Source organism: Actinotalea soli (genome assembly GCF_017565425.1).
In the GTDB taxonomy this organism is placed as follows: domain Bacteria; phylum Actinomycetota; class Actinomycetes; order Actinomycetales; family Cellulomonadaceae; genus Actinotalea; species Actinotalea soli.
Window position 1 is genome coordinate 1 of the sequence record NZ_JAGEMK010000026.1, and the last position, 289, is coordinate 289.

General features: G+C 74.7%; 1 pseudogene. It reads left to right on the forward strand.

Going from position 1 to position 289, the window contains the following annotated elements:
• Positions 1-274: pseudogene (locus tag J4G33_RS16895) on the forward strand (DEAD/DEAH box helicase); the annotation flags it as partial.
• Positions 275-289: the final 15 nt, after the last annotated feature.

The following is a 289-nucleotide window of genomic DNA, read 5'->3' on the forward strand; positions in this document are numbered from 1 at the left end:
GCCCACGCACATCCGGGCCACCGACCCCGACGACCGCGGTGCGACCCTCAAGGCGATCAAGCAGGTCGTCTACCGCGCGCACGCGCTGGACAAGGTCGAGGTCCTCGCCCGGATCCTGCAGTCCGAGGGCCGCGGCCTGACCATCGTCTTCGCCCGGACCAAGCGCACCGCCGCGACGGTGGCGGACGACCTCGCCGAGCGCGGCTTCGCCTCGGGCGCGATCCCCGGCGCCCTGGGCCAGGGCGCCCGCGAGCAGGCCCTGCGCGCCTTCCGCTAGGGCAAGATCGAC